At 47.1% G+C, this 3,275-nt stretch carries 2 protein-coding genes; one reads left to right on the top strand and one right to left on the bottom strand.

Going from position 1 to position 3,275, the window contains the following annotated elements:
• The first annotated feature begins 4 nt into the window (after nt 1–4).
• Nucleotides 5–1,723 (top strand): ABC transporter ATP-binding protein, encoded by a 1,719-nt coding sequence (locus tag Q0X35_RS06270; protein WP_297566623.1) that lies wholly within the window; start codon nt 5–7, stop codon nt 1,721–1,723.
• Between the two features lie 48 nt (nt 1,724–1,771).
• Here Q0X35_RS06270 and Q0X35_RS06265 read toward each other — a convergent pair whose 3' ends face one another.
• A complete protein-coding gene (locus tag Q0X35_RS06265; protein ID WP_297566621.1) occupies nt 1,772–3,124 on the bottom strand; it encodes an ROK family transcriptional regulator in 1,353 nt (450 codons plus the stop codon).
• Nucleotides 3,125–3,275: the final 151 nt, after the last annotated feature.

Genomic DNA, 3,275 nt, shown 5'->3' with positions numbered 1-3,275 from the left:
CCCAATCTTTCGCGATTTTTTTGCATTGTTGAAAAGACTCCGTGAGTGTCTCCCGCTTTTTTTGGCCTCCACTATTGTCACTGCTTTGGCGCAAATAAGTGTAGTGGGGGTGGCAATTGGTTCAGTCTGGGCCTCTACGCAGTTCATTCTCAATCAAAGTGCCTCTTTAACTCCTGTATTGATTTTAGTGTTTACCCTAGTGGCTGTGCATGCGGTGAGTAACTTATTTGAAGTCTGGTGGTCGCACGAGGTCGCTTATCGAATTCTGCACACATTTCGGGTACATATTTACAGCGCTATTGAGAGAATTGCCCCGCTCGGATTGCAAGGAAAACGTACTGGCGATATCGCATCGGCAGCTATGAACGATGCAGAGCAACTGGAATGGTTCTATGCACACACTGCTTCTACCGCAATATGTGCAGTTTTCAGCCCCACGATATTTATAGCTTTCTTAGTTGCTTTAATTGGTCCCTTGGGGTTAATAATGGTCATTCCGGTGGCGGCTATGATTATATTTCCTTTTTTCCTCATGCCTCTACAACGCCGGCAAGGTAAAGAGCTCCGCACTCAATTAGTGCAGTTGCGAATTGCAGTACTGGATTCCATCCAAGGCCAGCGTGAATTGCGCTCGCTCGGGATGGTACCGAAGCAGAATCAATTGATACTTGATTTGACGCGCCGGATTCAAACTATAAAAAATGCGCAAGCTACGCGAAAAGCGGGAGAATCGGCTTTCGCTATGATTGCCACTACCGTGGGCTCCACGATATTGCTCGTAGTGCTAACTGGCTGGGTGCTCGCCGGGAGTTTAAATCCCGCTTTGCTACCAGTAGCGGTAGTTTTGGCGGGATTGACGCCTACCCCTGCGAATACATTAGTAGGGATGCTGGGGCGGGTAGGAGAAATTGGCGCTTGCGCACATCGCATAAATACGATTCTCAATGCCGAAGATCCGATTCCGGCCATTGCGGAGCAGGAATATGACTCCTATCCACACGAAGAAAATTATCTAGTGGTCGATAAAGCAGTATTTTCCTATCAGGAAAATAATCCCATGATTGACGGGGTGAGCTGCACCGCCACTCCGGCCCGTTCGATTGCTATTGTAGGGAAATCCGGAGCGGGGAAGACTACTCTGGCCAACTTAGCTATGCGCTATCTTGATCCACAGGCCGGAATGCTGCGTTTCGATGGAAAAAATCTGCGTGCCTATGTGCCTAATGAATATCGGGAGCGCCTCGCACTTGTGCCGCAAGATTGCCATATTTTTGCCGGAACTGTGCGCGATAATTTAGTGCTAGCTAATCCACAAGCTACCGACGCCGATATTTGGCAAGCGTTAGGTGAGGCAGATATTGCTGAATTGATTAGAGAGCTCGGTGGTCTAGAAGCGAAAATTGGCGATCGGGGTACTACTCTTTCCGGGGGAGAACGCCAGCGTATCGGGATAGCCCGCGCCTTTTTGCGCAACCCCGACATGCTTATTCTCGATGAGCCTCTGGCTAATATCGATCCTTTCTTAGAGATATCCATTGCCAAGAATATTCGCCGCGCGCGGGCGGAGCGCACCACCGTAGTTATTGCACATCGTTTAACTTCTATTCTTATCGCCGATTACATAATCATGCTGGACGATGGAAAAATAGTAGCCCAAGGTACACAGCAAGAGCTGAGAGATAATCCGGCCTATAGACGCCTGCTCGGCCAGCAAATTTCGTGAATCGGGGAGATAGTTTTATTGCTTTTAAGCGAATCTTTTTATTGCGAGTTAGTTATCTTCCTCGTCATCGAGAATAATCGTGGGGCTAGATACGGCAGATTTGAAATTTAAGAGTTCACTGGGAATCGGATGCCAGATACCGGGAGTAGATATATATCTGTGAATTGCCGACCAAGCTGCTCCGAAGCTAGGTGCATTACTTCCGGAAATTGAGCAGTCGACGCGGAGTGGAGAAAGCCGTTCGCGCAGGCAGCTGCGATTTAATTCCTTAATGAAAGAGTGCTTAAAATAAGGGAAAAGGGCGCGTAGGTAGCCGCCGACAAGAATTTCGGTAGTGTCTACTAGATTAACGTAATTAGAAACAGCTCTTCCTAGTAAAGTACCGGTGGTATGCAAAGTGGCTACTGCATTTTTATCTTTTCGAGCGAGCGCCGCTTGGAGATGACCATCGGTAGAATTGGGCGGTAATCCCGCGAGTTCGATAATCGCCATTCGTCCGGCATAGGCTTCTAGACAGCCGGCGCGCCCGCAAGTACAGATTTTTCCGCTGTCACTTACGAAAGTATGCCCTAATTCTCCTCCCCAGCTGGTGGGATGATCTGGGAATTTTCCTTGTGCCATATGAGCGGCACCTATACCGTTTTGCCCGCCAATATAGATGAAATCTCCATTTATAATTCCATCTTTTTGTCGGAAGTATTGTTCGGCTATTCCGGCGGCCGTAGCGGAATTAAGAAGGGTAATAGGGGTATGGGTAGTTTGGCATAAATCTTCGAACTGTGCAGCTATATTAGTAGCCGGCCAGTTCAGGCTTGGGGTATCTACTATGCTCGTGCCTTCGCTGTCGATTAGTCCCGGCATGGCAAGCGTAATTCCGACTAAGTTAATTTGGGCGTGCTGAATTTGCTCTACAGCAGTTTTTATAATGCGGTGAGTAGTTTCTAGAATTTTCGTAAAATCATTACTCGAATACTCAATGTAATTTTCAGCAATTACTAGCCCGGCTAGATCGACGGCTTGCAGATTAATAGAAGTGCGATCCAGCTCAATACCAATTGCGGTATGAGTGCGTTGAGCAGGTGCAAGTGGTATAGCAGGTCTTCCGGCTCCATTTACCACTAGCTCTTGCTCGGTGACCATTCCACATTCAATTAGGTAATCCACTAAGCGAGTGACTGTAGAGCGATTTAATCCAGTAATCTGGGATAGGCGGGCGCGGGACGGTGGTTCATTTTCGGTGATTACGTGTTTTAGCAGCAGACTTAAATTGAAATCGCGTAGCGAGGTAGAGCGAACCCCACTTCCCGCTCGTTGTTTTGCGCGTTTAGGGGCTTTGACTGAATTTGTAGAGTTAATTTGCCCAAAATGGTCGTTGGCGATCGAATCTTGCTGCTTCACCATGCTTAAAGTATAGCGTATGACGAGGGCAGGCCTAGACCTTGATTAATATCGTATAAGTTGTCTTAAACAACAATAGGCTGATTTATTTTTGCAATAAAGAGTTTTTATTTTTAGAAATTTTTGTCGCCTTAGATAGAAAAGTGCAGTTCAA

It is taken from the genome of uncultured Arcanobacterium sp., from assembly GCF_947253055.1.
In the GTDB taxonomy this organism is placed as follows: Bacteria; Actinomycetota; Actinomycetes; order Actinomycetales; family Actinomycetaceae; genus Arcanobacterium_A.
This window is presented reverse-complemented; position numbering and strand designations above follow the sequence as displayed.

Coding starts and splice junctions, on each gene's coding strand:
- Q0X35_RS06265 (WP_297566621.1), bottom strand. CDS start 3,124: ATGGTGAAGCAGCAAGATTCGATCGCCAACGACCATTTTGGGCAAATT.